Here is a 24,914-nt window from a genome sequence, read left to right as displayed (position 1 = left end):
CAAATGATTTCTTTATAGCAAAACCCATCCATTATTTTTGCGTAAACATTTACCTTTAGTCTCAAGAAAAGAAAGTGTTTTCAACATTTGTTTAACATCTAATTCGCATTCTAAAAATAGTTCTTCAAGTGTCTTAGATTTAGTTTTATAAAGACTGGAAAGTATACGTTTTTGAGCAACCGTATTTTCATTCTCAGCGTGTTCAAACAGCTCTTCTTGAACGTACTTTTCTCCCATTAGTTCTAGCACATCGTTTACACAAGTAATAGGGTAAGCTCCTTGTTTTAGAAGAGCATTACTTCCTGCACAAAAACTAGAATCTATGTTCCCTGGTATAACTCCTAAATTTTTTCCATACTCAACGGCATAGCTAGCTGTATTTAGTGAACCAGATTTTTCCGGTGCCTCAACAACTAGCACTACTTTTGATAAAGCAGCAATTATCCTATTTCTTTCCAAAAATTTCCATTTCGCTGGTCTAACACCTATCGGATTTTCACTAATTATAAGCCCGTTTTCTAATATAGAGTTGAAAACTGAAATATTAGAAGAAGGATAAAGTCTATCTACCCCACCAGCTAAAACACTTATAGTGTTACCAGTAGAATTTAACGCTCCTATATGAGAATAAATATCTATACCATAAGCCCCACCAGATACTATAGTAAAATTCTTCTCAGCCAAATCATAAGAAAAATCAATAGCAGTATTTCTACCATAGATTGAACATTTTCTTGAGCCAACAACCGAAATCATATTATTTTTAGGCAAAAGTTCTAAGTTATCTCCACGACACCATAACGCCAACGGTTTTTCAAGCTCCAAAAATTCAAGTTGTCTAGGCCAAAAATCACTCTCAGACGTTATGACTTTAACTTTTAATTTCTCACACTGATTAAGAATTTGCTCAACACTTTTTACGCTTAGTATTTCTTTTAAATACCCAAAACTTCTATGCAAATATGTATTATTAAATCTTTTACTATAAGAACTGTCATAAACACTATTTGGAAGTAACAACGATGTTGAATCATATTCTTTTATCATTTTTAATGTGTCTTCTATGCCACAGTTTTTTATTAAAGCTTGAGTTAAAGGTAAAGTACTATAACTATTGCATATAGATAAACTAATCCAAAGTAAGTCTTTTTCTGAATACATTTTCTATCCTATATTTCACTATTCGTTGATGTTTGTACGTAAAATTAATGCTTGTGCTATATGATCTTGGCTAACAACATCACACCCATCTAAAGCAGCAATAGATACTCCGAGTCGTAAAACCTTATCAGCTCCACGCATTGAAAGTTTCCCTTTAGAGATTTGTGACTCTACAAGTAAATATCCATCGCCATCTATTTTGCTTACACTAGAACGTAAATGTTTCGGTAATAAATCTTTAGAAATACTTACATTTATATCTTTATACTTTAGTAATATGCGCTTTCTAGCTTCAATAACGCGAGATAAAATAGTTTCTGATTTCTCTTCACTTTCCATATCGAATGTTTGCCTCTTTTGAGTCTGTACACGAAGTTGTATATCTACCCTATCTAGTAGAGGTCCAGAAATTTTAGACATATATTTATTAACCTGATATGCACTACATTTACATTCATGAGTTTTGGAAGCAAAATTTCCACAAGGACACGGATTGCTAGCAAGTAATAGTTGGAAGTCAGCAGGATAAACAGCTATAGAATTTACTCTACTAATAGTTATATACTTATCCTCTAATGGCTGACGCAAACTATCCAAAGCTCTAGCTGGAAACTCTCCCGCTTCATCGATAAATAAAATACCTTTATGAGCTAGTGAAATTGCACCTGGTTTAATATTAGTTCCACCTCCAATTAAAGAAGGTAAAGTAGCACTGTGATGAGGCGCGTAAAAAGGAGGAGTTTTTATCAGTCTCCCACCAATATTTTTGCCAGCAACTGAATAAATCGAAGAAACATCAAGGGAGTCACTCTTAGATAACTCAGGCAAAATACTACACATACTTTTAGCTAGCATTGTTTTACCACTACCAGCCGTGCCAAGCATAAAAACATTATGCCCACCACAAGCAGCAACTTCCAAACCATATTTGGCTAAAGTATTACCCTTAATTTCACTCATATCAATTGGGGAAAATAAATTATACTTTTCTATTCCATCATATGAGTTCTTTTCTAAATCATATTGCGGAACTTTAAAACTACCTCCAAAGTAGTTCAAAACTTCAACTAAATTATCAGCCGGAAAAATATTACTACCGTCTACTAATTTCGCTTCATATTCACATTGTTTTGCCACTACAATATTTTTGTAACCATTTTTCACTGCAGCATTTACCATCGGTAGTATGCCATTTACAGGATAGAGTTTCCCATCTAGTCCTAATTCAGAAATGAACATCCAATTTTTTACTTTATCAAAGTCAATCTTTTTATCAGCACATAATATAGATATCGCAATCGCTAAATCAAATCCACTACCAGTTTTATATAAACACGCAGGTGAAAGATTTACAGTAATATTTCCTGCATGGACGCCAAGGTTACAGTAATTAAAAGCTGAATTCACCCTGTATTTAGCTTCTTTTAAAGACAAATCAGGCAAGCCTATAATAGTAAATCTAGGTAACCCCATACTAATATCTGTTTCAACTTTTACAGGTTTTCCATTTATGCCTATCAAACTTATAGACATAGCTGAACCGTATTTATTCACCATATCTAATTCCTTTAATATGCTTTATTACTCCGTTTAATGAAGAATTTATATCAATTAAAATTGCGTCAATACGATAACTCTTATAAGCTCTTTGGAAATCGTTTTCGTATAACCATTGATTTGCTAAAGATTCTATAGTGCTTATTTTCTTAGCAGTAATTGCGTTTACGCTGCCACCATATTTGTCGTTTGTTCTTGTTTTAACTTCAAAAAACACTAAATTTTCATTTTTAGAGGCAATGATATCTAACTCGCCATTTCTATAATAAATATTGCAATCAACTATATGCCAACCATTATTTTTCAAGTAACGTTGAGCTATTTTTTCACCTATAATTCCCACAAGTTTACTACGAGTATAAAAAGAAGCATTACGTGTTTTAGCATTCACCTTGTTGCTTATTTTTATGTGGTCAGATGATAAACTTTCCAGTTTATTTTGCGTAACTCTTTTTTCTTCATTAGTCATGTATCTAGTAAAACAAAAATCAAACGCTAGCGAAGAAAGAATTTTAAAATTGTGGATAACTATAAATTAGTAATTAAAACTATTGAAAGAAACTATATAAAATTTCCAGTATTAACATATATTCTATTGAGATAGCTAACTATTTTGACCTAGTTCTCGTATAAAAATAATCTTGTCATATTCTAAGCGAGTAAAAGAAGTAAAATTAAAAAATACTATTATTCATAGAAGATACCTTGTATATAGAATCACCAACTCCTATGTTTTCAATACGCCCAGCTATTTCTTTTGTAATCACTAGGACATCGACAACTAAGCATCAAATATTTATCAATACTTAACAATTTACAAAGTAGTATTAGGAACAAAAACCTCTCTTACTAAAACTTATTCTGTTTTGCAGTTAGCTTCCCAACTTTCTATGTGCTCATAGCAATACTTATTCTCAAGCTTTCACACTAAAAACCTGTTAATTCTATTCACACCTAAAGCAGTAGAAATTAGCTTACCTTCAGTAGCATAAAAACTCTTTCCGTTCTTAGCATTTACGCAGTACTAACAAGTAATAAAAATTGGCCCTAACAAAACGCTAGAGCCAATTCTCGTAAATATTAGTTATTCTTTTTCAGATTCAGATTCTTCATCTTCTTCAAATACTGCATCAACACCAGCTTCAGCACGTTGTTCAGCTGTAATTGGTGCTGGAGCTTGAGTCAATGGATCAAAACCTCCACCAGACTTAGGGAAAGCAATAACATCACGGATAGAATCAGACTTAGTTAACAAAGTCAAAACACGATCCCAACCCAATGCTAAACCACCATGAGGAGGTGCACCAAATTTGAAAGCATCTAGCAAGAAACCAAACTTTTCCTGTGCTTCTTCAGGACCAATACCCATAACGTCAAAAACGCGTTCTTGAACATCACGACGATGGATACGTATAGATCCACCACCAATTTCATTACCATTACATACAATATCGTATGCGTATGCTAAAGCATTACCTGGATCTTCCTCAAAACGATCAATCCACTCAGGTGTAGGTGAAGTGAAAGCGTGGTGAACTGCGGTCCAAGCTGATGAACCCAAGTCAACATCGTCATCGCTACCTGATGGTTTGAACAAAGGAGCATCAACAACCCATAAGAATGACCATTCATCCTCATTAATAAGGTTACAACGGCGTCCAATTTCAAGACGAGCAGCGCCAAGCAGTGAACGTGCTTCATCAGTTCCACCAGCAGCAAAGAAAATACAGTCACCCTGTTTAGCTCCTGTTACTTCACACAAGCCATCACGTTCGCTATCTGTAATGTTCTTGGCTACAGGACCTCCAAGTGTTCCATCTTCAGCAACCGTCACATAAGCCAAACCTTTAGCACCACGTTGCTTAGCCCATTCCTGCCAGCCATCAAAAGCACGACGAGGCTGTGAAGCACCACCTGGCATTACAACAGCACCAACGTATTCATTTTGGAACACACGGAAAGGTGTATCTTTAAAATATTCAGTTAAATCAACTATTTCGACACCAAAACGCAAATCAGGTTTGTCTGAACCGAAACGACGCATAGCCTCATGATAAGTCATACGCTGGATCGGTGTAGGAATTTCGTACCCTATTTCTTTCCATATTGCTTTCAAAATATCTTCAGTTACAGCAATAACATCTTCTTGATCTACGAAAGACATTTCCAAGTCAAGTTGAGTAAATTCTGGTTGCCTATCGGCGCGGAAATCTTCGTCACGGTAACAACGAGCAATCTGGTAGTAACGTTCCATACCACCAACCATCAAAAGCTGTTTGAAAAGCTGAGGAGACTGAGGTAGCGCATACCATGAACCTGGTGATAAACGTGCTGGTACTAAAAAGTCTCTAGCACCTTCTGGAGTTGAACGAGTAAGAGTAGGTGTTTCAATTTCTACAAATTCATGCGAGTTCAAAACTTCACGTGCTGCACGTGCAACTTTTGAACGTAAACGAATAGCATACTGTGCTTTTTCTCGTCTCAAATCCAAATAGCGATGACGCAAACGGGCTTCTTCGCCTACTTGACCGCTATCTTCAGCATTTGCAGATACTTGGAAAGGCAAAGGTGCACATGTATTTAATATTTCTACTTTAGTTGATATTACTTCGATTTCACCTGTTGGAATTGATGGATTTTCGTTTCCTTCTGGGCGAATGCTTACCTCACCAGTAACTTGTAAAACAAATTCATTTCTTAAATCGTGGGCAACTTCTTCTTCTCGAATAACAACTTGCGATATACCTGAAGAATCACGCAAATCAATAAAAGTAATACCACCATGGTCACGACGACGGTCGACCCATCCTGCTAAAGTAACAATGGAACCAGCATCTTTTGCTCGCAATGAGCCTGCCTTATGTGTACGTAACATGTACTTACCTTTCATAATAACCGCTAAACGAGCGGGGAAACTAATTCACACGAAACGAGCGTGAACATAGCTATAATTCTAAATCTTTATAGGAAATTTTTCCATATTGAAAAGTAAATTTTTCCTCACATATAACTTTTAAAACCAAATATATTTACACATTTTCTTTTAGTGCAATAAAAATACTTTAATTTTCAAAAGTTAACTTTCAAACATATAAAGTATATGAAACTAGGTAATACTTGTTTAGACAGTTCTTCCCTAAAGCTGTATATAAAACTTGCCCATACTGAAATAGTTTTCAGCAAAAATAAGTAAAAATATTTTGGTATCCTAACGAGTTGCTAAAAATAAAGCTAAAGCCAATAAAGCATATAAGACAACAAAAACCCATCTCATTTTTATAACAATCGCTATATATTCACGAATAAAAGCTGTAGGGAAATAATATTTAGCCGTTTTACTGCCAACTCCCCCACCTCTCATACCTATTTTCTTGGCATAGTAGCTAGTACGGAAAACATGATAATCACTTGTTACAAACAAATATTTAGGATTAGCAACTAACTTTTCAGCTATTTCTTTTGAAAAGAACAAATTTTCGTAAGTATTTGTAGACTCATCTTCAAGGAGTATTTTACTGCTAGGAACTGAATGCGTTTTAAGATATTTCGCTATAGCTTGTGCTTCAGAAATTTTCTCATCTTCACCTGTTCCACCACTAGCAATTATTTTTATATCAGGATTATTAGATTTATAATATGCTTTCAATGCAGTATCTATTCTGCCTTGTAAAAGAGGACTAATTTCTCTTCCGTTAATTAAACCTGCTCCGTGAATAATAATGAAATCGTAATTGTTTCTCTTAGGTAAATGCTGATAAAAAATTGAATAGAAGAAGAAACCTAAAAACAGCATCCCAAAAATAAAATAGGAGAAAACTATAACAGCAAAACTTATAAAAAAGTAACTACTAAATGTGTGATTTTTTAAAACCGAATTTGCGTTTACAAGATAAATAAAAGTTATTATAAAGAAAGCAATTATAGCTATTCCTAAAAGCAAAGATAGACAATTAGCTAAAGACTTTCCTTCTTTACGTATCACAATAACACCATTGTAAATAAGAAAGATACCTATAAATAAAGCAATAAAAGGTGCAAGTATAAAAGTTCCTATAAAAGCTATTTGAGGTAAAACTGGAAAGTTTTCATCTTGTACAAGTCCACCAACCCAAAAATAAGTTGAAAATAAAGTAACAATAAATAAAGGTGGATTTAACAAACTTCTAGGTTCTCTATAAACAGATAGTAAAAATAAAACCCACAAAATTAAAGTAAACATTTTATGCACTTGCTTTCAAAAAATTCCCCATCCTTATATGATAGAGCAGTAAGTAAATTTAATAAACAGTCAAGTAAGGTGTATACATTATTTATTATCTTCAGCAAAAGTAGAATTATTTTTTAAAAGAACTAAAAGTCTGTCTAATACTTTCATGCTTTATATAACCTGGGTTAAATCTCAGTATCATAAACACAAGTTGTACATACACCCCGATTAACAATACATATACAACCGTACCAATTCTTACATATCCGCCTAAGAAAAAACCACTTATAACGGCAGTTGCTTCAACAATTGATCTACAAATACCAATTGGTAAAGGCGTTCTACGTGCTAAGGCAACCATTAAACTGTCTCTAGGACCTGCTCCAAAACCGGCAGAAATATAAAAATACGATGCTATAGATAAAGTTAACAAACCTATCTGCATTAAAATGAATCCGTACCAGAAATTACTCATAACTGGAATAAAATTGAGGTAGTTAATTATATCAATAAAGACGCCTATAAAAATCATATTCAAGATTGTACCTATACCGAGTATTTCTTTTAGAAAAACTACTAATACTATTATAAATAGTCCAGTAACTATAGATACGACTCCAAGTGATAAACCAGTAGTTTGACTTAGACCTACGTGAAAAACGTCCCAAGGTGCATAACCAATATTTGCATTAATACATTCAATAACGCCTAAAGCAAATAAAAATAATCCAAACATTAGTTTGAAAAAACGTAGCACAAACTTAGTCTTATTTTTCACGTATCCTCCTCAAAAGTTAGTTATACTAAAAGTTTGAAAATAGCTCAATTCCATCAAATTCGTCTTCTTTAACACGTTTCATTAAGCTATAAGCTGCTTCTTTAGGCGAAATATGTCCTTCGATTACGCCATAAATTGACTCAACAATAGGCATTTTCACTTGTAACGTCTTAGCTATTTCATGAGCAACTTCAGTAATTGTTATACCTTCAACTACCATTTTAACTTCAGCTAAAGTCTCTTCTAAAGTTTTTCCACTACCAATATGATAACCAGCTTGCCAGTTACGAGAGTGTTTACTAGTACAGGTAACAATTAAATCACCAATACCACCCATACCATTAAAAGTTGAGTATTTTGCCCCCATGGCTAAGCCTAGTCTAGTAATTTCGTATAAACCACGAGTAATCAAAGCTGCTTTGGTATTATCTCCAAAACCAATGCCATCAGCAATACCTGCCCCAAAAGCAATTATATTTTTTAATGCACCACTAATTTCAATTCCAACCAAATCAGTGTTCAAATATACTTTAAAAGTGTCAGTTATGAAAAAATTTCGCACCTTTTGAGCATTATGCATATCTTCGCAAGCTGCTATAACAATAGTTGGTATAGACTTAGCAACTTCTTCAGCATGTGATGGACCAGATAGTAAAACATAAGGGTTATCTGGAAGAATACTTTTTGCAACTTGTGAAAGACGTAAACCTGTTTCTTTTTCAAGACCCTTAGCAACGTTTACAAGTATCTGTTCAGGTTTTGTAAAAGGTGCAATTTTTTCGATAATGCCACGCACTTGTTGAGATGGGACAGCTAGTACAACTAATTCACAGTCTTTTACAGTTTCAGACAAACTATTTGAAGCAACTACGTTTTCAGGAAAAACAATTCCAGGTAAGTATGAGGAGTTAGTCTTATTAGTATTAATCTCATTTACTTGTTCAGCAGACCTACCATATATGTGGACATCGTATCCATTATGAGCAAGAACTATAGATAAGGCACTCCCCCAGCTACCTGACCCTATAACACATACTTTATTCATTTTACTCATATACTTATCCCTTAATTATTTTTCCAATTACGCCATTCTACGACATTTTAGGGATAAATTGTTTGAAGTACGTCGGTGTTTTATATGCTTATGCTTATTTTAGTTATAGTTTATCAGAATGAAAACTAGGTTTATTTATATAACCACAAAATAAACTTTCTTTATATTTGTAATATATCAATACTTAGCCATTTTGATATAGAAGTTTTATAGCGTTTATTCTATTTACTTCTAAAGTATTCTAAAGTTTAGAAAACATACTTCTTTACGTTTTTATACCCAAATATCGTGCTTAAATTCTTATCTATTGTAATATTATATACCCAGTAAAAGTAGCGTTAAAGTTAGAATAGCTATGCCACCTTGTTTCAATAAAATACTTTTATCGCTAGTAATTGCACCATAAAAAGCCACTAATATTACATATACGAGTAAGAAAATTACTATTTCTTTAGGATGGGTGGTGAAAAAAGTCCCATAAATTAACCCAACTCCAATAAGAGCATTGTAAACACCTTGATTTTAAACAACGTTTTTACACTTTTACGGCAAAGCTCATCCGTTCGCATTTTAAACACGCGTGAAGTTGTTTTAGAAGTAGTAGCAATAGTTTCTAGATAAAAAATATAGAAGAATTCCATAGCAACTAATACAGATAATACAGTAGTTATAACAGACATTTTTCTCCTTTTACTAAAAACATGCTTACTTTGAACACAATAAAGTACTACAGGGTAAGTTAAGACTTACCTAACCTACCCTGCCATGCGTAAATTTTTATTTTACAAACTGAGAGTTGTACAAGTTTGCGTATAAACCATTCTTGAACATAAGCTCGTCATGATTACCTTGTTCAACTATATTTCCATCTTTCATGAATAAGATTAGATCAGCGTTTTTAATCGTTGATAAACGGTGAGCAATAATAAAAGAAGTACGTCCTTCCATTAACTTATCCATTGCTCGTTGTATAACTTCTTCAGTACGCGTATCAACTGATGAAGTAGCTTCATCCAGAATCAAAAGTGGAGAATCTTTTATCAAAGCACGAGCTATCGTAAGTAGCTGTTTTTGCCCAACTGATAATGTAACTGAATCATCTAAGTAAGTATCATATCCTTCAGGCAAAGTCTGAATAAAATGATGTACACCAACAGCTTTAGCAGCATTTACTATTTCTTCATCAGTAATATTTCTACGGTTGTAAATCAAATTCTCTTTCACAGTTCCTTCAAATAACCAGGTATCTTGTAGAACCATTGAAAATGCATCATGTATTTCGCTACGTTTCATCTCAGTTATATTAACACCGTCAATAAAAATTCCACCTTTGTCTATTTCATAGAACCGCATTAGTAAATTAACTATTGTTGTTTTACCAGCTCCTGTTGGTCCTACAATAGCAATTTTTTGCCCAGATTTGGCTGAAGCTGAGAAATCTTTGATAATTGTTTTATCTTCAGAATAGCCAAAATACACATTATTAAAATCAACGTTGCCTTCAAGATTTTCTAGCTTTTGGCTCTTTTGGGATTCTTCTTCCATTTCTTCTTCAGCCAAGAACTCAAATACCCTATTCATAGCTGCACTAGCTGCTTGAAGCTGAGTTATACCTTGAGCTATTTGGCCAAGTGGCTGAGAAAAAATTCGAACATATGCCATAAAAGCAACTACGTCACCAATAGTAATATGTCCTTTAATAACTAGTACTGCTCCTACTACACATACCATTACGAATCCAAAGTTACCAATGAATATCATTAGTGGCATCATTATTCCTGAGAAGAATTGAGATTTCCACATTGAAGAATGTAGCTTATTATTGAGTTCCACGAATTTTTTACTTGCTTGTTCTATAGCATTGTAGCTAGTGATAACATTGTGACCTGAATAAATTTCTTCAACGTATCCATTCACAGCGGCAACATTTGACTGTTGTTGAACAAATAGTGGTTGAGAAAACTTCATAATAATACTTACAAAAATGAAACCAACTAGCACTGATCCTACAGTTGTAAAAGCCATAGTAACATTTACGAGGAACATCATTATTAAAGATCCAATTAGCAAGATAACAGAGTTAATCAAAGTACCTAAGCTATTATTTAAAGACTGAGAAGTCAGATCAACATCATTAGTTACTCTAGAAAGAGTATCTCCTTGTAAATGACTATCGTAATAGTTCAACGGGATATTATTGATTTTACGCGCAATTGATGAGCGTAATCTCTGACTAAACTTCTGCACTACTGTAGCAATTGTATATCCTTGTATGTATCCAGCTAGTGCCGAAATGATATACAGAATCACTAAAAAGATAGCAATTGAAGTAATTTTTTCTAAGTCAATACCTAAAAACTGACCTGTTTTAGTTGGCTTTAGTCCTTCTACGATAATGTTAGTTATTTCTTTTAACTTATCTGGACCAATTACAGTGACTATAGAAGAAACAATGGCACCAACTACTGAAATCGCAAACGGAATTCTAAAACCTTTAGTATGCGGTTTCAGACGTAAAAATAAGGAAGGCTTCTTTTTAGTTTTCATTTTCTAGTTCCTTCTTAGACAGCTGTGAGTAAGCAATTTCTTGATAAATTTCATTAGATTCCAGCAACTGTTTATGAGTTCCTTTACCTACCACTTTTCCTTCATCTAGCACTAGAATCTGATCAGCATCCATAATTGTAGATATACGTTGAGCAACAATAAGTTTTGTCATATCAGCTGTTTTTTCTTTCAGCTCACTACGTAAAATATAGTCTGTCTTATAGTCCAAAGCGGAGAAAGAATCATCGAATATTAATATCTCAGGTTTACGAGCCAATGCCCTAGCTATTGCCAGACGTTGTTTTTGTCCGCCTGAAAAATTACTACCACTTTGAGCGACATGAGAATTAATCTTGCCTTCTTTTTCTTCTACAAAATTACGCGCTTGGGCTAGTTCCAAAGCTTCCCAAATTTTTTCTTCATTCAAAGGAGATTCAATACTAATCCCCATGTCAATATTTGACTTAATATCGCCACTGAATAAGACAGGCTTTTGAGGAATAAATCCAACTTTATTATGTAAATCCTCATTTGAATACTGTCGTATATCTACACCATCAATTTTTATTGACCCGCTTGTAACATCATAAAAACGAGTAACCAAGCTAACTAATGTAGATTTACCTGAGCCTGTAGATCCAATAAATGCAATCGTCTCTCCCGGTTTTGCACTAAAAGTAACATTTTCTAATACAGGTTCAGAAGTATCAGCATATTTGAAAGATACTTTATCGAATTCAATATGCCCTTTTCCTATTGGTTCTTGAGTTGTATGTGGAAAGTATTCTATTGAAGATTTCTTATCAAGAACTTCATTTATACGGTTTGCTGAAACAATTGCTCTAGGTAAGAACATGAATAGCATTACCATCATCATGAATCCAAAGACAACCATCATGGCGTAGGATGAAAACACAACCATGTCTGAGAAAATATCAACTTTCTTAGCTATAGCTTGTGGTATTTGAGCTGGATTTTTAGCAATAGCAACATCTTCTATCAAATGTGCACCTATCCAGTATATAGATAGTGATAATGTACCAGAAATTGTCATAATTACCGGTGTCATCAAGGCCATAAGTCTATTCACAAATAAATTAAGTTTAGTAAGTCTATCATTAGCTACTTCAAATTTATCGTACTGATATTTTTCCGCATTATAAGCACGCACTACTCGTATACCATTTAGAGATTCGCGTGTAACACTATTCAATTTATCAGTCATTTTTTGAATAATTTTTTGCTTAGGGAAGGCAAGAACAAGCAGTATAAGCATTAACAGTGCAACTACTGATACAGCGACTAGCGTTGCTAAAAGCCACTCATGACCTTTATCTGCTATTTTAGTCATAGCCCAAATTGCCATAATAGGTCCTTTAGTTACTACTTGTAGACCAATAGTTATAAGCATTTGTATTTGAGTAATATCGTTTGTTGTACGAGTCAAAAGACTTGGCACGCTAAATTCTTTAACTTCAGCATTTGAATAACCCAAAACTGAGTGAAAAATCTTTGATCTAAGAGTGGTAGAAAAAGCAGCAGCCACACGCGCAGCAAAAAATGCTGTTAAAATTGATGAGGCAAAGCTTATAAGTGAAAGCAGAAGCATTTTAGAGCCAGGGCTTGTGAAATTCCAATAGAATATTTCACTAGCTTGCGTGCCCTTAGTGTTAAGAAGTGTAGTAATCTCTGACATATACTCTGGAATTTTTAGTTCTAACCAGACATTTATTACTACAAATACAATTGCTAAAGAACTCATAAACCATTCTTTAAAGGAAAAATATTTGAATAATTTGAGCATAGTTATTTATCCTTTTTCAAGTTTTTGTTTATCTGCTTTACAACTTTTAAAGCTATTTGGGTTTCTTCACAAGAAATTTCCTTCAGTAACTCATTAGAAATTTCATCGAAAAAATTAGTCATTAGTTTCGCTTTTTCAATACCTAGTTCTGTTAGCTTAATAATTTTGCATCTTTTATCTAGATCAGAACTACGTATTGTAATAAAGTTATTTTTTTCCATTCTTGTCAACAAATTACTTGCTACAGATTTGGAAACTTTTAAATACTCCATTATGTCTCTTGCGCAAGTTTCTTCATTTCCATTTTTGTAAAGGTAAACTACTGCGTGTCCTTGCGGTCCGCTTAAATGTTCAACATTATGTTTCTTTGCTAGTTTTTTAAGATAGTTCTCAAGTTCATTTACAAAACTCTTAAATTCACATAATGGTGACTGCATTCTTCTCCTTAGTACATGTATACCACCCTAATTTAGTTCTCATGAGAACCATATAAAGAGTGAAATACGTAGGAAAACCAGATTTTCTTGAAATCGTAGAGACAAATTACATGCCCGTAAAATTCTAAAACAAAGATTAACCTACTGTTATAAGTAACTATACTAGTTTACGCTTTAAAATGAATAATTCAATACTTTTTCTAATAATTTTATTGGTTTTTGTATATTGTAGTCACTTAGTGAACGCTAAGAAAGTGGCAGGTTTTGCTTAGATAAACTACCTCTTTTCAAAAAGGCTCGATAAGTCACTTTCTGAAATTATTTGTATTGCTTTACCTTTTTCTTGCAGCTCTTGAGCTTTTAAAATTTTCCCTCCAGCATTTCCGTACTTCCAAGCCCCACTTCCTAAAGCTCCTACAAAAAGATAGTCGAGTTTGGCTGAGACCCCACTCTTTTTAACTCCACCTTTTTCTGTTAGAATACTCTCAATTTCTCGTTTGCTTCCGTTTAGAAAATCACCAGTTAAACAAAAGGTTTTACCTTGTAAGCTTATTGTTCCTGAAGTACTAATAGGGTTTAGAATTTTTTCAAAACTACTAAATAGCTGTTTTTTCTCATCTTCGCTAACTTCTCCGTCTTCTAATACTTGTGTAACAAGTGAGTATACCTTATCGTAAGGATATACGTCTGATAAATATTCATGTTCATATAGCCAGTTTTTAAGTTCGACTATTTCTTCTTCCGCAATATAATCATCGCTAATGATAGCTTTTAAAATCCCTTTAAGTATTTGAATTCCTAAAGTAGTATCACTATAAATATTTGAGGATCGAACACAGCCAACAAGATTTACTAAAAGCTGATACTCATAGCTAGTTATGACTCCATCTTGAAGAACTTCTTCTAGTGTGGACAATATTCTATGAAATACACTATAAATCTTGTACTTAGTATTTTCTTCAACCCAAGCACGCAAGTACTCTATTTCTTTATCACAAATAACCTTGTCAAACGCCATTCCTTTTATAATTCCATGCAAATCATTAATATTGCGTAACAAGTTTTCATCTAATTTCTCTTGTAGTTTTTGCTTATAAACAAATTCACTAGGAACAGCTACAAAATCAGGGTTACTACTAAGTAGATACTGAAATAAATGTACACTTGCTTGAGCATCTTCTAAAGCGTTGTGTTGGTTATAAATGTACCCTATATTGTTGCATAAGTAGCCTAAAGCATAGGATTGTTCAGATAACAGAAATTTGCTAGTAGAGTAAGTACAAACATATTTGAAAGATGGAATAGGCAAATTATATCTATCTAAAGATTTAGAAATAACGTTTAAATCGTATTGAATATTATGACCGACAATTATATATTCTTCTAATAAGTGACCTATTTCTTTCCAATATTCTACTAGATTAGGAGCAGAAATAACCATCTCATCAGATATGCCAGTTATTTCAATATTTTTTCTATCAAAACGATCTTCAGGGTTAATTAGGCTATAAATTTTATCTACTACTTGCCCATTTTTAACCATAATAATACCGATAGAGCAAATAGAATTACCTCTTCTATTAGGATTTTCTATGTCTAAAGCTATGTAATCGTACATTCGTATTCTTCCTGTGAATCATAAGTCCTATAAAACAAGTAACTCTAAGAGCTTTTTGCCACATCAACACTTCATCGTGTGTTGCACAATATAAGTATAGGGCTTAAAGCTTTCTTATGTAACTTTAAGCCCTACTCACATCTAATAAAATAGAGAGTTAATACTTATAAATCCATCTGAGCGTTATCTTTGTCTAAAATGTATTGACTTGTCTCAGCTTTCAAGAATTTCATAGCGTTTTCTTCAACAAAGTTCAATGCTTTCTCCAAAGCTTCTACTCGATCAGGATCAACTAGCTCAATAACTAAGAAAGCATTTTTAGTTTTCTCAGTAATCATTGTACGTTCACCATCACGCCAGTTAAAGCAACGACAAACAGCACCTTTATCGTCTTTATAGCAAAGTTCGTTTTCTAGAGTAGGATTATTTTCCTCATCACCTATTAGGTAAAACTCATCTCCCCCATCAGTAATGGTCAGACGCAAATCTCCTACAAATGTGTCTATATCTTCAGCTCCAACTGGCAAAGCAAATCTCAAGCTAGCTGAATTGTAGATATCAACTAAAGGATTTATAGTGCCAACTGGCCTGTCACTAATAGAACGCTTAAGCAAAGCTTCAATACTAGAACGTGCACCTTTCTTAGTTTTAAACTTCTGATAAGCTTGTCTGTAAACTTGAATAACTTTATTTTCACTAAATACTTCAGCTGTTAAATGTTCTTTTGCTAAAGAGTTACTTTCTGCTAGTAGAGATACTATTTCCTCTGAGGATTCCTCAGCGTTTTCATAGTTTTTAAGCAATACAACACCAATTTTTGCATCTGGAAACAGTTCCCAGAATGACTTCTCAACTATAAATTTACTCATGATTTTCCTCCTATATGTTAAGTAAACTAATCATCTTATTAGCAGGGTTAACTACTTCGATACGAGTTTTAGTTGTCAGCTGATTTTCTAAATATGGAAAATGTGTACATCCTAAAATTATTTTTTCAATTCCAAAGTATTCACCATACTGTAGTAGTGACTCCAATTTGAAATCTTCTAATATTTTTTCTGGTGGAAAGTTGTTTTCAATCGCTTTTACCATTTCAAGTAAAGTAATACCGATAAGTTGAAGATTTTCATTAGCTGAAAAAAGCACTTTTTCAATTCCAGCAAGTCCTTGAGCATTGGCAGAAATAACCATAATTTTATCAGCACTAACAGCCACTTCTTTATATGCATGTAAAGGTGTAACTATTTTTATACCAGTTTCACCAGCTAACTCATCAAAATCTACAGCACCACTAAGGGAGTTACAGTATACAAAAAGATGTGTAAATCCCTCATCTTCAAGACTACGTATGTGCTTAGATATTATTTCTTTTTTATATTCAGAACTCTTTGTCTGGAAAATCATCTGTTCAAGAGGCGTATTAGAAACAGGAATTTCGCCGTGGCAAATATAACCCTTTTCTTCAAGAACTTTTCTACCCATATTAGTATCTTGAATAGTTCCAGCCATGACTGCGATTTTTCTCATAAAAAACCTCCTGAATAGTTTATATACTGCAGAAAACAATTTTTCAAGAGCTTTCCAAATATTATTTCAAAAAGAAAAATACTTGTATGTTTTATCCGTAAAAAGTAGAGTTCCTCTATCTTTCAAGTAAGATATCATAAAAGCATATTTTGTAAATTCAGGTCGCTTTTACTTAGCTTCTCACTCATGGCACTATTAGAATTAAGAATTTGATTACATAATATAATAATCCACAGACACGCAAATAACTTTCATCTTGTGTTAAGTAGCGTAGAGACTCTTCAGTTTATCTTGTTTTCAAAACTACCTTAGAACTTGTAAAGCAAATATTTAAAAGTATAAATATTATCTTAACTCACTAAAGTATTTATAAATAAGAGTATTAGATATTTTTCTTAGGATGTTTATCTACTACTGCTTGGTTACTTTCTAGAGCTTTTTTCCCCTTTGAAGTCAGTTTATATCCCCTTATTGAAAAGTACTTACTAAGTTCCAATTCGCTAAAGTTTTGAGCAAGTAAGGTGTCTAAATCTTTCACTTTTAACTTTGATAAACCTTTTACACCTTTTTCTTTTAAGATTTTTTTCTTTTCCTCTCCACGAATATGGTCAAGAGACATAAATGCCGATTCTTCTATTACATACTCTTTTTCTATAAGAGTTTCTAAATGTTTAGGAGCATTAATACCATAAGTATATTCAAAGTATTTTGGAAATACTGTTTGATTTGTGAAAGTACCAAACTGTATTCTCCATAAAAGAATTATATCGCCGGCTAATAAACCATCCTCAAGAAAAATTAAGTTTTTACGCGGAACTGGACTAAGAGCGTCATCGTGTATTTTTCGTTTCTCAGACTTATACGGAGTTGCCATTTTTTCTTGCATTTTATCCCACCTAAAACCTCAAGTATCATATAGAACGCATTTACATTATTTACAATATAACGAACCCTCGTGATATTTACTATATATAAATATTTTTCCCCAGCAAAATCTTTAGAAAACCACTAAAAGTACTAGTGATTATGACAACGATTTCCCTTTATCTTTAGAGTTTTACTTTAAAAAGAATATGACGGGTAATATTTTACCCGCCATATCCGTATCTGATAACTTATCACCTAACAAATACTTATTCAGTTATCTTATAAGTGAATATCTGTCAGATATTATAAACTTTCACTACTAACTATTAGTCTTCTTTTCTTTTTCTGATTACTCTAATTAGAGCAGTTAGAGAAAATACAAATAGACTGTATAGTGCAATGTCTGTTACAGGAATATAACCTGTGCTTGCCAATGGAGCTTGCTTAGCTTTAGGTCCTGGCTGTGAAGGTTTTCCTTGCTTAGGCGCAGGAATATTAGAAGGATCTGTAGGAGTTGGAGGCTTAGGTGAAGCACTTGGCTCCTTTATCTCTTCGTAAACATAAGTTACGTTAGTTGTACCTTCAGCAACCTTTCCTTTTTCTTTTCCAATGATGATTGCTGGCAGAATCCTATATTTCTTTCCCTTGAAAGTAATAGTTTCTGGTTTGTGATCATCAGTGTTGTAGTCTGTGCCTACTGAAGCGCTTTCAGTATCTACTTCATCAGGACGGATTGTCTTACCAGCAGTATCAACGTAATGGACAACAACCTTACCTTTAACTTCTTCATAAATATAAGTTACGTGAGTAGTTTCCTTGGCAACTTTACCTTCTTCTTTACCTTCAGTTAGTTCAGGCACACGCTTATATACTTTTCCGTCAGGTGTAGTGATTTTTTCTTTTATCTGATCTTTAGTATTGTATTTTTTACCAACTTCAGAATTCTTTTCATCCTCTACGTCGTCTGAAATAGTTTTACCTTGTTTATCTTTGTAGTGAACAATCACAGAGCCCTTTATTTCCTCATAAACATAGGTAACGTGAGTTGTACCTTCGACAACTTTGCCTTCCTCGTTGCCCTTAGTTAGGACTGGAACAATCTTATATTCTTTTCCTTGGAAAATAATAGTTTCCGGTTTGTGATCTTCACTTGTATTGTAAGCTGTTCCCACGGAAGCACTTTCAGTATATACTTCATCAGGACGGATTGTAGTACCTTTGATATCAATATAGTGTACAAGAACCTTACCTTTAACTTCTTTATAAATATAAGTTACTTCAGTTAGTTTCTCTTCTACATTACCTTTTTCTACGTCACCCTCTTTGAGCTTTACAAATTCGTATACTTTACCATTTTTGTAAATTCGTTCTGGCTTGTAATCAGTTGTATCGTAAGTAGTACCGACCTTAGCATTTACTGTGTCTTTAACATCAGTTGCTATAGGAGTGTTAGTTCCCTCTTCAACATAGTGAACAGTAACTGACCCAACTTTTTCTGCTGGAGGAGGAGTTACAATTTCACGATATACATAAGTGACGTGAGTTGTACCTTCGGCAACTTTACCTTTTTCATGTCCCTTAGTTAAGGTTTCAACAATTTCGTATTTCTTGTTTTCGAAAGTAATAGTCTTTGGCTTGTGATCTTCTTCTGTGTTGTAATCTGTACCTACAGTAGCGTTTTCAATATCACTTTCATCAGGGCGAATTGTTTTACCAGCAATATCAACAAAATGAACAAGAACATTGCCTTTAGGCTCTTCATAGATGTAAGTTACTTCAGTTGTACCTTCAGCAACTTTGCCTTTTTCTTTATCACCAGTTTTAAGTTCTTTATAAACGTATACTTTACCGTTCTTATAAATTCGTTCTGGCTTGTAATCAGTTGTATCGTAGTCAGAGTTAACTGGCTTGTTCACAGTATCTTGTACATCAGTTGCAATTGTATCGCCATTTGTATTTACATACTTGACAACAACTGAGCCAACTTTCTCAGGTTCTGGTTTTTCTTCTTCATAAACATAAGTTACATACTTTGTACCTTGTGCAACTTTACCGCTTGGTTCAGCACCATTTGGGTCATCAGAAGCAACTAGACCTTTGATTCTACTTGTTGTTAGATTACTTTCTTTTCCAACTGTACCAACTGTGTAATTACCTGCTTTAATTGGGACGTACTTCTTGCCGTTCTTTTCAATAGAAGGCAAACGCCTGTCAGCAATCGTGTCGTAATCAGAATCAACATCTGCGTTCTCGACATCTTTTACAAGGTCCTTTTCTTTGATTAAGTTACCATTAACATCAACATAGTTTACGATAACAGTTCCCTTTAAAACTTGATCAGGATTTGAAACAGTTGCAAGAAGAGCTGAGAATTTAGCAGAATCTGCATAACGATAGTTACCACCTGCCATAGCTTGAGGTTTATCTAAAGCTTTACCACTAGGCTCAGTAATTAAAATGTTATGGTAATACAAGTTATCAGCTTGACCATATTTATTACCGTATTTTTCTGCTAGTTTAGTTGTAGGATCCCACTTTTCATTCTTTAGCGTAACACCAAATTTAGAGGTCTCATTTCCTACTTCTTTAGTAGGGTTAAGCGTACCATTAATAATTATGCCTGGCTTAGAGTAGTTTCCATAAAAACGTATAGTTGCTTCTTTTTTATCCGGACTTATGCTTTCAATAATCATGTACATATTATCTGGAGTAACATAAACGCTTTTATCTTTAGAATTAGCCTGAGGTACACCATTTTCATCGTAAGGCATATAATAAACAGGTAGTTTTTTACCGACCATATTGTTATCTGCCCAGGTGTATGGGTTGGGGTTTGTGTCTTTTGCGCTAATCTTAGCTATAAATCCATCTGGCAACCCGCCAATTTCACCGTTTAAGGTCAATATGCCTTGAGTTTTTACATCTTTAGAAAAAGCAATATCTTCTGGAGTGCCTAGAGGACGGAAATCGTACAACATTGAGTTCATACGGGCATAGGAACTTTTACCATCATTTACAGCGTGGTGTCCATATCCACCAGCTCCACCAGTAGCATTATTAAACGGTTTTAAAGTATAAGTCTGCTCTTTAACTACTTGTCCGTTTACCCATACTTTGAGGTTAACTGGTTTTTCTTTAGTAACACCCAAAGTTTGTGTATTCATAGTTCTAGTTACGGACGCTTTTACGTCTTTTAATCCTTCTACTTTATCATTGAAGGTTACCTTATATTTAATTTTCTTTGTAACATATTCTTTACTTGTAGATAAGTCAAAGCGAGTCGAATCTGTTGAATCTTGACCTCTATAGTAGTCACTTTCATAACCTACACGTTCAACAGTTGCAATAGTAACTTCTTTCTTATCGCCTGCTGATACTACAAAAGTTCTAGGAAGCTCAACTGGAACATCTTGAGACTCTACATAGAAATAGTCTCCCTTATGTAGCTCTTGTCCTTCAAAGCTCATATCAAATTTAAACTGATTACCATACAAAGTTGGTACAGCATGTAAAGTTGTAGGATTGACTGAAGCAGTAACTATAGGTGTTACTTGTCTTCCCGTAGGTACTGCATTTAGTGCTCCGCCTCCAGAAAAAGCAGATACAACAGAACTTCCTGTAGCATCTGATACAGATGATGTACTACTTACATCTGTAGTTGCATAAACTGGAGGAGTAACAAAAAGTAGTGATCCTAGCAATAATGAGGATACACCTACCTTAATATTATTCTTAATAAAATTATTTTTATGCATTTCTCCCCTAATAAATAACTTGCGTAAACATGGTATCAGAAAAGTATTTATGTAATACACTCTGTTACAAGTCATAGGAGTAGTATTTATACAAACTTTATAATCTTCCCAATGTATAAGCTAAAAATAGTTATTTAAGAGTTTTGTTTACTAGTATTCTTCAATAAAACTAGTATTTTAAAGACAGAGTTTCGATATAAAAAATAAGGTGTAATTACAAAACTAACTACACCTTAATACAATATTAACTATCTAAATATTTTCTGAAAAACTTTATTATTTCATCAAAAGGTATGATGTTTATATCATCATATAAATCTACATGTACAGCATTTGGAATTGTAATGAAGTGTTTATTTTCTCCTTTTAGTTTTTCAAATGTATCTTTACTAAAGTAATACGAATGTGCTTTTTCACCATGCACTAATAAAACGGCATTCCTGATTTCATCACTATGTCTCATTATAGGCTGATTCATAAAGGACATAGTTCCAGTTATATTCCATCCATCATTAGAATTTAAAGAACGAGAGTGATAACCTCTGCCAGTCTTATAATATGAGTGGTAATCTTTAACAAAATCTGGTGCATCTTGAGGAAGAGGGTCTACTACTCCACCGTTTTTTGCATAGCTTCCGTTTACATAGTCTTTTATTCTCTGCTCGTTTAACCTCTTTTTATTTTCATACCTGTTTTCTGCACTATCTTCCATGTCAAAATAACCATTTGCGCTAACTCTAGACATATCATACATAGTTACTGCTACTGTGGCTTTGATTCTAGTGTCAATTACTGCTGCATTAATAGCCATTCCTCCCCAACCACAGATACCAACTATTCCAATTTTTTCAGGATCTACTTTTTCATGCAAAGATAAAAAATCTACCGCTGCTTGAAAATCTTCGGTATTTATATCGGCAGAAGCAACAAAACGTGGCATCCCTGTACTTTCCCCAGTAAAAGACGGATCAAAAGCAATCGTTATAAATCCTTTTTCAGCTATAGTTTGAGCGTATAACCCACTAGATTGTTCCTTTACAGCACCAAATGGTCCACTAATAGCTAGAGCTGGCATCTTGGTATCAATATTCTTAGGAGTATACATATCTGCCACCAGCGTTATACCGTACCTATTTTTGAAAAGGACTTTTTCATGATCTACTAGCTTGCTCTTAGCGAAAGTTTTATCCCATTGTGTCACTAATTCTAGTTTTTCTATCTCAAGCATCTTTTTCCTTATACATTAATTATCGCTTATATTTTTAATTAGTTTTGCTGGAACTCCAGCCACAACAGTATTTGGTAAAACATCTTTTGTAACTACAGCACCAGCTGCAACAATTGCGCCTTGTCCTATACTTACTCCTGGACAAACCGTCGCATTTGCTCCGATCCATACATCATTTCCTATCTTTATTGGTTTAGGGATAAGATTTTGACGTCTGGATACGGGCTGTGGATGGTTTAAAGTTGCTAGTACTACGTTGTGACCTATCAAAACTCTATCTCCTATAGTTATTCCACCTTGATCTTGAAATTTACAACCTGAATTAATAAAAACTTCCCTGCCTATTTCAATATTCTTACCGCAGTCTGTGTTAAAAGGTGGAAATAATGAAAAGCTGGAATCTATTTTTCTTCCAGTAATCTTACTCATCAAATCAATAATTTCTTCTCTGGTACAGTAACTATTATTTAGTTTTGATGTGAGTTTCATGGCTTCATCTGCGAGTTTAGAAACAGTTTTTTGTATTTGCGTTCCACTTTGTATTTCTTTTCCAGCTTTTACGTACTCTAAGAATTCTTTTACCTCTGTTTCCATCTTCTTTCCTCCTATTCTTCACAAATTCATAACATCTTAAATTTCTTGCATTTCATTTCTCTTACTTTTAAAGATATTTTTCTAAAACAGAAATATCAAATACTTATTTTCTATAATTAGTTATGCTTTTTATAAATATCTGATAAATTTTACTTAATAGATTTTTACCAAATAAAAAGGAAAAAATGGAAACTAGAGTACTGCGATACTTTGTAGAAGTTGCAAGAAACAATAGCATTACCAAAGCCGCTCAAAAACTTCATATAACCCAACCAACTCTTTCGCGTCAACTCAAAGAGCTGGAACGAGAAGTAGGGCAAAAATTATTCTTACGTAGCAACTATCACATTAAGCTAACCCCGCAAGGACAAACTCTTTATAAACGTGCTATAGATATTCTAGCCTTAATAGATAAGACAATCTTGGAGTTTAGTTCAATGAATGATTTTGATGGTGGTGAAATAAACATCGGCTGCGCTGAATCTGAAGGTATATCTTTAGTCGCTAATGTTGCTAAAAAATTACAATCTACATATCACAATATACGTTTTAATCTGCACAGTGGTAACTTTCAATCGCTAACAAGTTATCTTAATAATGGTCTTCTCGACTTTGCTGTTGTTGTGCAAAATATGGACACTTCCTTATATAATTCTCTCCCCTTGCCTTATGAAGATAAATGGGGAATTTTAATGAGAAAAGATGACCCGTTAGCTAGTAAAACAAATATATCCTTTGACGATTTTTGCTCTCTACCACTAATTATTTCCAGACAAGGTTTTACAGATGAAATGCCTAACGAAATAAAAAATATGCAAGAAAAACTTAATATCGTTGCAACCTACGATTTGATTTATAATGCTTCTATTTTTGTTCGAGAAGGACTAGGATATGCCTTTAGTTTCGATAAGTTGATTAATACTGATGGAGATAGTTCGCTATGTTTTAAGCCAATTAATCCTCCCATTTTGTCACCGATGCGATTAATATGGGCTAAACCAGATCAACTTTCTAAAGCCGCTTCAATATTTTTGGAAGAATTTACTAAGCAAATAGTGTGAATGTATTATTTCTAAGCAGATTCAGCAAATAGTTTTGAGAAAAATTCTTCTCCATCTTTAGACAAAGTTACACTTCTATCAGTAGAATTTTGCAAAATATATCCACCGTCTATACATAAATTCAAGAAAGCTTTCCCAAGATTTCCACTCAGATGAAAGAGTCTTTCAGTCCAATCTAAACAAGGCTTTATAAACTCTCCTGATTGTTTCTTTATACTAGCAATATCTAAACCTAGATTTTCAAAAAATTCTTCTCCTTTTACACTAAGATGTATTGCATTCATTTGAAGGGTAATATATTCATACTTTATGAGGTTATTGAGAAAGTCTACGCCTATTACTCCAGCCAAATGTTTATAACAGGTTCTTCCATGTTTCAATTTATTATATTCTTCATATTTGCGTAGAGAGTTTACTTCTTTGATTGGTGAAATATTCATCATATTTTCAAGTAGGTGTGCAACTTCGTCTGAAGTAAGTTTATAGTAAGAGTTTTTCCCCTGTTTATAATAAGAAACCCATTCCATCTCATTAAGCTTTTTCAAATGATATGAAACAGTATGACTTTTAAGTTTAACTTTTCTAGCTAGCTCACTAACAGTATGAAATCTGTTATCCATTAGTATAGTCAATATATCTAATCTCGATTTATCAGCCAGAACTTTTGTTACTTCATGTAACTGAGGAAAACCATTCATAAAATCCCACAATCAGTTTTA

18 protein-coding genes and 2 pseudogenes are annotated in these 24,914 nt (G+C 33.6%); 1 reads left to right on the top strand and 19 read right to left on the bottom strand.

Translation table 11 applies throughout. The features are described from left to right. Positions 1 to 12: 12 nt before the first annotated feature. The 18 genes and pseudogenes from dprA to HCQ94_RS06325 form a co-directional block, all read right to left on the bottom strand. Positions 13 to 1,161 carry a DNA-processing protein DprA gene (gene dprA, locus HCQ94_RS02995; RefSeq protein WP_166981726.1) on the bottom strand — a complete coding sequence of 383 codons (1,149 nt, stop codon included), beginning with the start codon at positions 1,159 to 1,161 and terminating at the stop codon, positions 13 to 15. Between the two features lie 18 nt (positions 1,162 to 1,179). Continuing rightward, entirely contained in the window at positions 1,180 to 2,718 is a 1,539-nt protein-coding gene (locus HCQ94_RS02990) for a YifB family Mg chelatase-like AAA ATPase (protein WP_166981723.1), read from the bottom strand. Then, a complete protein-coding gene (locus tag HCQ94_RS02985) occupies positions 2,708 to 3,187 on the bottom strand; it encodes a YraN family protein (protein WP_166977516.1) in 480 nt (159 codons plus the stop codon). The genes HCQ94_RS02990 and HCQ94_RS02985 overlap by 11 nt, the downstream gene beginning before the upstream one ends. A 615-nt stretch (positions 3,188 to 3,802) precedes the next feature. Beyond that, positions 3,803 to 5,593: an aspartate--tRNA ligase gene (aspS, locus tag HCQ94_RS02980; RefSeq protein WP_166977514.1), complete on the bottom strand. Its 1,791-nt coding sequence runs from the start codon at positions 5,591 to 5,593 to the stop codon at positions 3,803 to 3,805. A 333-nt stretch (positions 5,594 to 5,926) separates the two neighbouring features. After that, positions 5,927 to 6,937 carry a YdcF family protein gene (locus HCQ94_RS02975; protein WP_166981721.1) on the bottom strand — a complete coding sequence of 337 codons (1,011 nt, stop codon included), beginning with the start codon at positions 6,935 to 6,937 and terminating at the stop codon, positions 5,927 to 5,929. A gap of 115 nt (positions 6,938 to 7,052) precedes the next feature. After that, complete coding sequence (locus HCQ94_RS02970) at positions 7,053 to 7,703, bottom strand: YczE/YyaS/YitT family protein (RefSeq protein WP_198426301.1); 651 nt, start codon at positions 7,701 to 7,703, stop codon at positions 7,053 to 7,055. Positions 7,704 to 7,728: 25 nt separating this feature from the next. Next, a complete protein-coding gene (locus HCQ94_RS02965; RefSeq protein WP_198426300.1) occupies positions 7,729 to 8,757 on the bottom strand; it encodes an NAD(P)H-dependent glycerol-3-phosphate dehydrogenase in 1,029 nt (342 codons plus the stop codon). A gap of 315 nt (positions 8,758 to 9,072) precedes the next feature. Continuing rightward, positions 9,073 to 9,398, bottom strand: a pseudogene (locus HCQ94_RS06330) (DUF1304 domain-containing protein). 136 nt (positions 9,399 to 9,534) lie between these two features. Further along, positions 9,535 to 11,304 (bottom strand): ABC transporter ATP-binding protein, encoded by a 1,770-nt coding sequence (locus tag HCQ94_RS02955; RefSeq protein ID WP_166981718.1) that lies wholly within the window; start codon positions 11,302 to 11,304, stop codon positions 9,535 to 9,537. Next, positions 11,294 to 13,066, bottom strand: coding sequence for an ABC transporter ATP-binding protein (locus HCQ94_RS02950; RefSeq protein ID WP_198426299.1), 1,773 nt, complete (start codon positions 13,064 to 13,066; stop codon positions 11,294 to 11,296). The genes HCQ94_RS02955 and HCQ94_RS02950 overlap by 11 nt, the downstream gene beginning before the upstream one ends. Positions 13,067 to 13,110: 44 nt before the next feature. Continuing rightward, on the bottom strand, positions 13,111 to 13,545 hold the full coding sequence (locus tag HCQ94_RS02945) for a MarR family winged helix-turn-helix transcriptional regulator (RefSeq protein ID WP_166977504.1): 435 nt from the start codon (positions 13,543 to 13,545) through the stop codon (positions 13,111 to 13,113). Positions 13,546 to 13,822: 277 nt separating this feature from the next. Further along, positions 13,823 to 15,163, bottom strand: coding sequence for an exonuclease domain-containing protein (locus tag HCQ94_RS02940; RefSeq protein ID WP_166981713.1), 1,341 nt, complete (start codon positions 15,161 to 15,163; stop codon positions 13,823 to 13,825). 164 nt (positions 15,164 to 15,327) lie between these two features. Beyond that, positions 15,328 to 16,032 (bottom strand): B3/B4 domain-containing protein, encoded by a 705-nt coding sequence (locus tag HCQ94_RS02935; protein WP_166981710.1) that lies wholly within the window; start codon positions 16,030 to 16,032, stop codon positions 15,328 to 15,330. Between the two features lie 10 nt (positions 16,033 to 16,042). Next, a complete protein-coding gene (locus HCQ94_RS02930; RefSeq protein ID WP_166981708.1) occupies positions 16,043 to 16,690 on the bottom strand; it encodes an aspartate/glutamate racemase family protein in 648 nt (215 codons plus the stop codon). A gap of 382 nt (positions 16,691 to 17,072) precedes the next feature. Further along, entirely contained in the window at positions 17,073 to 17,576 is a 504-nt protein-coding gene (locus tag HCQ94_RS02925; protein ID WP_166977486.1) for a hypothetical protein, read from the bottom strand. Positions 17,577 to 17,883: 307 nt separating this feature from the next. Next, the gene (locus tag HCQ94_RS02920; RefSeq protein WP_166981705.1) at positions 17,884 to 21,312 is read right to left on the bottom strand and encodes a MucBP domain-containing protein; all 3,429 of its coding nucleotides are present in this window, start codon (positions 21,310 to 21,312) and stop codon (positions 17,884 to 17,886) included. A gap of 244 nt (positions 21,313 to 21,556) precedes the next feature. Further along, the gene (locus HCQ94_RS02915; RefSeq protein WP_166981703.1) at positions 21,557 to 22,540 is read right to left on the bottom strand and encodes an alpha/beta hydrolase; all 984 of its coding nucleotides are present in this window, start codon (positions 22,538 to 22,540) and stop codon (positions 21,557 to 21,559) included. A 33-nt stretch (positions 22,541 to 22,573) separates the two neighbouring features. Continuing rightward, positions 22,574 to 22,726 (bottom strand): annotated as a pseudogene (locus HCQ94_RS06325) (DapH/DapD/GlmU-related protein); the annotation flags it as partial. Between the two features lie 593 nt (positions 22,727 to 23,319). Between HCQ94_RS06325 and HCQ94_RS02905 the strand changes: the two are divergent. Then, the gene (locus HCQ94_RS02905) at positions 23,320 to 24,195 is read left to right on the top strand and encodes a LysR family transcriptional regulator (protein WP_166981700.1); all 876 of its coding nucleotides are present in this window, start codon (positions 23,320 to 23,322) and stop codon (positions 24,193 to 24,195) included. An 11-nt stretch (positions 24,196 to 24,206) separates the two neighbouring features. On the opposite strand, the gene HCQ94_RS02900 is transcribed toward HCQ94_RS02905, so the two are convergent. Next, positions 24,207 to 24,893 carry an ArsR/SmtB family transcription factor gene (locus HCQ94_RS02900; RefSeq protein WP_166981697.1) on the bottom strand — a complete coding sequence of 229 codons (687 nt, stop codon included), beginning with the start codon at positions 24,891 to 24,893 and terminating at the stop codon, positions 24,207 to 24,209. Positions 24,894 to 24,914: the final 21 nt, after the last annotated feature.

The sequence above is a fragment of the Actinomyces sp. zg-332 genome (assembly GCF_011751945.2).
Taxonomy (GTDB): domain Bacteria; phylum Actinomycetota; class Actinomycetes; order Actinomycetales; family Actinomycetaceae; genus ZJ293.
This window is presented reverse-complemented; position numbering and strand designations above follow the sequence as displayed.

What these genes read in the sequence shown, in the direction of transcription:
- HCQ94_RS02965 (WP_198426300.1), bottom strand. Translation starts at nt 8,757, where the DNA reads ATGAGTAAAATGAATAAAGTATGTGTTATAGGGTCAGGTAGCTGGGGG.
- HCQ94_RS02905 (WP_166981700.1), top strand. Translation starts at nt 23,320, where the DNA reads ATGGAAACTAGAGTACTGCGATACTTTGTAGAAGTTGCAAGAAACAAT.
- HCQ94_RS02975 (WP_166981721.1), bottom strand. Translation starts at nt 6,937, where the DNA reads ATGTTTACTTTAATTTTGTGGGTTTTATTTTTACTATCTGTTTATAGA.
- HCQ94_RS02950 (WP_198426299.1), bottom strand. Translation starts at nt 13,066, where the DNA reads ATGAGTTCTTTAGCAATTGTATTTGTAGTAATAAATGTCTGGTTAGAA.
- HCQ94_RS02930 (WP_166981708.1), bottom strand. Translation starts at nt 16,690, where the DNA reads ATGAGAAAAATCGCAGTCATGGCTGGAACTATTCAAGATACTAATATG.
- dprA (WP_166981726.1), bottom strand. Translation starts at nt 1,161, where the DNA reads ATGTATTCAGAAAAAGACTTACTTTGGATTAGTTTATCTATATGCAAT.
- HCQ94_RS02945 (WP_166977504.1), bottom strand. Translation starts at nt 13,545, where the DNA reads ATGCAGTCACCATTATGTGAATTTAAGAGTTTTGTAAATGAACTTGAG.
- HCQ94_RS02915 (WP_166981703.1), bottom strand. Translation starts at nt 22,540, where the DNA reads ATGCTTGAGATAGAAAAACTAGAATTAGTGACACAATGGGATAAAACT.
- HCQ94_RS02935 (WP_166981710.1), bottom strand. Translation starts at nt 16,032, where the DNA reads ATGAGTAAATTTATAGTTGAGAAGTCATTCTGGGAACTGTTTCCAGAT.
- HCQ94_RS02920 (WP_166981705.1), bottom strand. Translation starts at nt 21,312, where the DNA reads ATGCATAAAAATAATTTTATTAAGAATAATATTAAGGTAGGTGTATCC.
- HCQ94_RS02990 (WP_166981723.1), bottom strand. Translation starts at nt 2,718, where the DNA reads ATGGTGAATAAATACGGTTCAGCTATGTCTATAAGTTTGATAGGCATA.
- HCQ94_RS02925 (WP_166977486.1), bottom strand. Translation starts at nt 17,576, where the DNA reads ATGCAAGAAAAAATGGCAACTCCGTATAAGTCTGAGAAACGAAAAATA.
- HCQ94_RS02940 (WP_166981713.1), bottom strand. Translation starts at nt 15,163, where the DNA reads ATGTACGATTACATAGCTTTAGACATAGAAAATCCTAATAGAAGAGGT.
- aspS (WP_166977514.1), bottom strand. Translation starts at nt 5,593, where the DNA reads ATGTTACGTACACATAAGGCAGGCTCATTGCGAGCAAAAGATGCTGGT.
- HCQ94_RS02955 (WP_166981718.1), bottom strand. Translation starts at nt 11,304, where the DNA reads ATGAAAACTAAAAAGAAGCCTTCCTTATTTTTACGTCTGAAACCGCAT.
- HCQ94_RS02985 (WP_166977516.1), bottom strand. Translation starts at nt 3,187, where the DNA reads ATGACTAATGAAGAAAAAAGAGTTACGCAAAATAAACTGGAAAGTTTA.
- HCQ94_RS02900 (WP_166981697.1), bottom strand. Translation starts at nt 24,893, where the DNA reads ATGAATGGTTTTCCTCAGTTACATGAAGTAACAAAAGTTCTGGCTGAT.